We start from the raw sequence: 5,286 nt of genomic DNA, 5'->3' as shown, positions 1-5,286 counted from the left end.
CGGGTGTCTCCATGGAGCAGGAGCACTGCTGCGACCGCGGAACGTTCTTCATGACGCTGTCGACATGTCGACCGCAGCCAGCCCAGGTGGTCTTACCGCATGCCGGGCACGGGACGGGGTAGCACATGGCGGTCCTTTCTGGCGGGTACATCACTACTGTGACACATACCTAGGGGGGGTATGCAAGTACCCGTGGGGGTATGAGGGAAGGGGTGGGCCGGAGCCGATCGGTAGACGGCAGTGGTTTTGCCGGATCCAACGCGAGGCTGTGCTGGCGGCCGCAGGAGGCGTTTGATGGTCGCCAGTCTGCGAATGCGGTTGTCCCTCAGGGGTTGATGCTCCACGTACGCGCGTGTTGCGCCGCTATCGTTCGCGAGTTTCTGTGAACCCGCGCAGTTGCGTCCCACTTCCATTCCCACACCCAGGCCGGTCCGGACGGGAGTGGCCCAGGAGTGGCGAGCATCGGAGACAACGGATTCGGGGGCATCGACGACGGATGCCCGCGTAGGGGATCGGCGAACCATGAAAGCCGACCGCAAGCGGTCGCACGTCCCCTCCGGGGCCGCCCCATATGGGTCACCAATGTGGTCGTACGAGTCGCCCGAGTCTGACATGCCGGGGACCCCGACCAGTCAACCCACGGTCGCAGGCTCCCTCTTCGGGGTTGACAGGCCACCCTCGTCATGTCGATCGGGGACGTCTCGGCCGAGGGTGCGTTGGCAGCCTTCCATGAACAAGAACCTGCTCAACGATCACCAGATCATCACCGAGCTCATCGGCAATGCCGCTCAGCTCCCCGCCGAAGATCCGCGCGCGGCCCGGTGGGCCACCGAAGCGCTCGCGCTCGCCAGCGCAGCAGAGCTGCCCCTCCTCATCGAGGAGGCCGAAGGAGTGCTCGGACGGATCGAGCACGACACCACCTGCCGGTGGTGCGCCGGGCAGCCGGGAGCAGCCATCCCGGTCGGGTCCTTCTGGTGCATCCACTGAGCACAGGCCCTCCGGGGTCCCGGTCCCACCACGGGGCCGGGCCCCCCTTTTTTTGTCTCCCGCACAGGCTGGAATACCACCGACAGCACTGTCGTTGTAGGACTCGACGGCGTTCGATCCCAATGCCCCGGGTACCAACCATCAGCCGCTACGAGCGGCCACCTGCCGAGAGGCGCACTGGCGAACACCGTCACCCAACATCGAACAGGGCCACGCATCACAGATGCGTGGCCCTGGCTCGTTCGAAACGACCCGTCGACGCGGCCACCGCCGCGCCTCCGAACCTTCTCGTCCAGTCATTCGAGTAAATGACTGTTGCCGGAACCGCCGCGCCGCCCCGTGCGTCCAATAGGACATGGACGACGACGAGCGCGCAGCCATCCGATCGGAAGGCCACGACCCCGACCACCCGGCTGTGCCCCATGCCCTCGACCAGGTGAAACGCGACCTCCGGCTATATCGGCACCTCGCCTGGACCTTCACCGCGGCCGACCTCGACGGCAGCGTCGTTCCCCGCTGAACCTGCTCACCAGCACATTCGACAGTCGAACACGCGTTCGATACGCTGGCGGTAGTTCCTACCGGCACGGCGAAAGGTCGATCCTCATGGCCACCGTCGACGCGATCGCAGACCTCACCGGACTCGACAAGGCCACCCAGCTCGACGTTCTGCGCCGCCGGATGGCCACCGTCCCGGGCGGTCGCCGTGACCACGCGCCGACGGACCTCCCCACCATCACCGCACCCGAACCGGCGGCACCCACCGCAAGCAGTACGGACCTCGCGGGCGAGCCCGACGACTTGGAGCCGCTCAGCGGCGCTGTACGCGGCAAAACCCTGCGGACCATGCCCGTACCCCCGCCGCTCGCCGCGCTGCTCCCACGCCGAGCCCTGGCCCGTGGAACCGCCGTCACCGTCACCGGCGCCGGGTCCATGCTCATCGCGCTCGTCGCCGAAGCATCCGCCGCCGGCCACCACGTCGCCCTCATCGGTCAACCACGCCTGAGCCTGCTTGCCGTCCACGAACACGGCGGCGATCTCGCGAAAGTCCACCTCGTCGATCCCGGGGCCGGGGATCCTCTCGACGCCGCCTCGATCTGTCTCGACGGGCTGGATTTGGTCGTCACCACCGTGCACGGACGAGACGTACCACCGACGCGCGCAAGGGCTTTGCTCGCCAGGAACCGTCGACATGCCAGCATCCTGGTCCTAACGGATGGACACATGCCCGGTATCGATCTCACGATCGCCTCCACCGTCGCCGGTTACGGCGGAATCGAACAGGGCCGTGGGCGCATCAAATCGATCACCCTCGAAACCGCCGTCCACGGCCGCGGAACACCACACCGCACCGGCCGCTACACCCTCACCGCCCCGAGCTTCGGCGAGCACGGTCTGCGCTGGACACCCGCACCCGCCGACCTCACCGTCCACCGGCCCGTCGCCGTCGCGCAATGACCACCGACAACGAGACCGCAGGCATCTTCGATGCCTGGCCCACCACCTTCGAGCCACCCACCCGCCGCATCGTCGACCCACCCAAATCGGTGAACGTCAATATCGCGCTCGCCATCGGGCGATCCGGAGGCGGGGGATTCCGTGACACCACACCTTTGAAAGTCCGGGCCGAGGGCCTGGCCATGGACAGCATCGTCGAAGGAACCTTGTACGCCTGGGCACGGACCGGGACCGGTGATTGGCTTGCTTGTAGCTACAGTTCGTAGCTGACCGTCGACCGCACGGCATGAGCGACAACCGGATGAGCGTCAGCGTTAATTGTGTTGTGGGTGCTGGGAGATTGCTGGGTGATCCCGTGCGATGGGTCCCGTCTTGGCCGCCCCGCCGGGTGATCCGAGGTCGTCGAAGAACAGTGCGTTGATCGAGGTGTACTTCGCCCATTCGTGCGGGAGGTCGTCTTCGTAGAAGATCGCTTCGACCGGGCAGACCGGCTCGCAGGCACCGCAGTCGACGCACTCGTCGGGGTGGATGTAGAGCATCCGTGGGCCTTCGTAAATGCAGTCGACCGGGCACTCTTCGATACACGCCTTGTCCATCACGTCGATGCACGGCTCGGCAATGACGTAAGTCATGGTCGCGTGTCCTGGGGATGATCGAATTCGGTTGCCTGCGAGTCGGTCCTACCTCGAATATTGTTCTCGGAGAAGCGAGCTGGGACGAGACGGGGGATAAGTCGGACGTAGGCGACCATCCCGATCAACTCCACCAATGTCTGCGTCACCACAACCACGGCAGCAAGAGACAGCTGTGGTGGCAGCGCAAGCGCCAGCGGCAGAACGACCAACGAATTCCGGGTCGCACCGGAAAAAATCAACGCCCGAGTCGCGGGAACGTCCTGGCGCGTCACCCTGGCCGTCGCCCATCCAACAACCGCCATGACGACCAGGAATGCAACGAAGATCGGCACCACGGGAATCAGCTGGGAGCCCTCGGAGCGGACTGCGTCGATCTGCGACGCCACGACGACGGCAAGAGTGGCCATCATGACCGGCACCATCGCCGCGGCCATCGCATCCATGATCCGGGTGCCGATTCGGCGACGACGTGCGAGCGCTTGCGTCAGGGCCGCCAACACCAGTGGAACAACGATCAGCAGCACGAACGCTTCGACGAACGGTGCAATGTCGATGATTTCCACCAACTCGGACCCGACGAACAACCACAGGTAGAGCGGCAGAAACGCGATCTGCAACAACATCAACAGCGGCGCGCTCGCGAGCAACCGTTCCGATGCCGCGCCCGCCAACCCGCTGAAGACGATGACGTAGTCGATGCAGGGAGCCAACAACACCAGCAGCACACCGACGAGTACCGCCTGGCTGTCAGCGACGAACCGGGTCATAGCGAACACGACGACCGGGACGAGCACGAAATTCAGCACCACGACACTGAGCAAGAACTTCCCGTCGCGCAGCGATGCGCCGATGGCGGAGAACGGAACCGCGAGGAACGTGGCGTAGAGCAACACGATCAGTACCGGGTTGATGGCGATCTCGAACGAATGCGCCGACGACGGCGCACCCGAGCCGACAACGGCACCGATGAGCAGGGCCAGCAGGTAGAGCGGGATCTGGAACTTCTCCATCCAGGCCACCATCGAGGTGGCGCTCGATGTGTTCACGAGGTGCCCACTGCAGTGTTCGCAGAGATCAGCCAGGTGCACTCTGGATTGCATGGCGTCGACGCGTCGGGTGTGTCCCCAAGGCGGGACAGTGCATCGGTCAAACTGTCACGCAGTGCGGTCAATTGAGCGATCGATTCGTTCGCGTGAGCGATGTGCGATTCGATGGCGGGGCCGAGTTCGGCTTTGACTGCGGCGCAGGAGTCTTTCTCCCAAACACGAAGGAGAAGTTTGATCTCCGGCAGCGACAAGTTCAGGCTTTTGGCGGCTGTGATGAACGCCAAACGTTGCTGAGCACGGTCGTCGTAGACGCGGTAGCCGTTCGCCGAACGGTCCGCCGGGAGCAGGCCCTCGCTTTCGTAGAACCGTAGCGTGGTCGCGGGGACGCCGGTCACCGACGACAGCTGTGAAATGCGCAGAGCGGACATGCACCGAGGATAAACCTTCGAGTCGGGTGGAAGGTCAAATCCTTGACCTTCCACCCAGCTACTGGGTCTAACGTCGGGCCATGTACCCAGTTCGACCGCGCCCGGACGCCCGGACACTCATCCGTCTCGACCCGACGCCTCTCCGCGAGATGAAGGCCCCGTCGGCATGCACGCTCTCAACAGCCGTCCAACCTGGGCGGATCGAGCTGTGGGCATTGATCCTCGCCTCCGTTACCAGCCGCCGGCGTGTCGATGAAGGACTCGAATTCACCTTCCCGCCGGATACGGCGTTCATCGCTCGCCTGTCCGATGCAATCGCCTCGGAACTGGCGTGCTGCTCCTTCTACGTCTTCACGGTGAACTTCACCGCCACGGCAACAACGATGACAGTAAAAGCCCCCGGCCACAGTGCGGAAGTGGTTGACCAACTGTTCGGCGATACGGACTCATAGAGAATCAAAGCCTCTACGGCGCAGAATGATTCGTGCCATCAAGTCGCGCAGCCATGACAAGCCGGTCAATGACCGGGTATGCACAAGCTTGCTGCCGTGTCGTTCTCGATCCCCACCGGCAACAAGAAAGGCCGACTCGACCTCGAACGGCAATGGTGCCCCGCCGCCGCCATCACACCCATCACATGACCGACACCACCACCGCAGTGGCCACCCGACAGATGGCCGATCACCCACAATCGACACACACCACCGCAGCAGCACAGGAGACACCGTGAAG

General features: G+C 64.3%; 8 protein-coding genes. 5 read left to right on the top strand and 3 right to left on the bottom strand.

Annotated features, from left to right (window positions below; translation table 11 throughout):
- Positions 1–729: 729 nt before the first annotated feature.
- The 4 genes from RHODMAR_RS24190 to RHODMAR_RS24180 all read left to right on the top strand — a co-directional run bounded on the left by RHODMAR_RS24190 (position 730) and on the right by RHODMAR_RS24180 (position 2,711).
- Entirely contained in the window at positions 730–987 is a 258-nt protein-coding gene (locus RHODMAR_RS24190; protein ID WP_042940230.1) for a hypothetical protein, read from the top strand.
- Positions 988–1,342: 355 nt separating this feature from the next.
- Positions 1,343–1,507, top strand: a complete 165-nt coding sequence (locus tag RHODMAR_RS28410) for a hypothetical protein (protein ID WP_157226197.1) — start codon at positions 1,343–1,345, stop codon at positions 1,505–1,507.
- An 86-nt stretch (positions 1,508–1,593) separates the two neighbouring features.
- Entirely contained in the window at positions 1,594–2,445 is an 852-nt protein-coding gene (locus tag RHODMAR_RS24185) for a hypothetical protein (protein ID WP_008720006.1), read from the top strand.
- Positions 2,442–2,711: a hypothetical protein gene (locus tag RHODMAR_RS24180; protein ID WP_008720002.1), complete on the top strand. Its 270-nt coding sequence runs from the start codon at positions 2,442–2,444 to the stop codon at positions 2,709–2,711. The genes RHODMAR_RS24185 and RHODMAR_RS24180 overlap by 4 nt, the downstream gene beginning before the upstream one ends.
- Positions 2,712–2,759: 48 nt before the next feature.
- Here RHODMAR_RS24180 and fdxA read toward each other — a convergent pair whose 3' ends face one another.
- From fdxA to RHODMAR_RS24165, 3 genes are read right to left on the bottom strand one after another with little or no spacing between them, the layout of a single operon-like run.
- A complete protein-coding gene (fdxA, locus tag RHODMAR_RS24175) occupies positions 2,760–3,077 on the bottom strand; it encodes a ferredoxin (protein WP_008720000.1) in 318 nt (105 codons plus the stop codon).
- Positions 3,074–4,102 carry an arsenic resistance protein gene (locus RHODMAR_RS24170; RefSeq protein ID WP_008719998.1) on the bottom strand — a complete coding sequence of 343 codons (1,029 nt, stop codon included), beginning with the start codon at positions 4,100–4,102 and terminating at the stop codon, positions 3,074–3,076. The genes fdxA and RHODMAR_RS24170 overlap by 4 nt, the downstream gene beginning before the upstream one ends.
- A gap of 20 nt (positions 4,103–4,122) precedes the next feature.
- On the bottom strand, positions 4,123–4,554 hold the full coding sequence (locus tag RHODMAR_RS24165; protein ID WP_008719991.1) for a MerR family transcriptional regulator: 432 nt from the start codon (positions 4,552–4,554) through the stop codon (positions 4,123–4,125).
- A 149-nt stretch (positions 4,555–4,703) separates the two neighbouring features.
- On the opposite strand from RHODMAR_RS24165, the gene RHODMAR_RS24160 reads away from it, so the two are divergent.
- Positions 4,704–5,006 carry a hypothetical protein gene (locus RHODMAR_RS24160; RefSeq protein ID WP_042940229.1) on the top strand — a complete coding sequence of 101 codons (303 nt, stop codon included), beginning with the start codon at positions 4,704–4,706 and terminating at the stop codon, positions 5,004–5,006.
- Positions 5,007–5,286: the final 280 nt, after the last annotated feature.

Source organism: Rhodococcus sp. AW25M09 (assembly GCF_000333955.1).
GTDB lineage: Bacteria > Actinomycetota > Actinomycetes > Mycobacteriales > Mycobacteriaceae > Rhodococcoides.
This window is presented reverse-complemented; position numbering and strand designations above follow the sequence as displayed.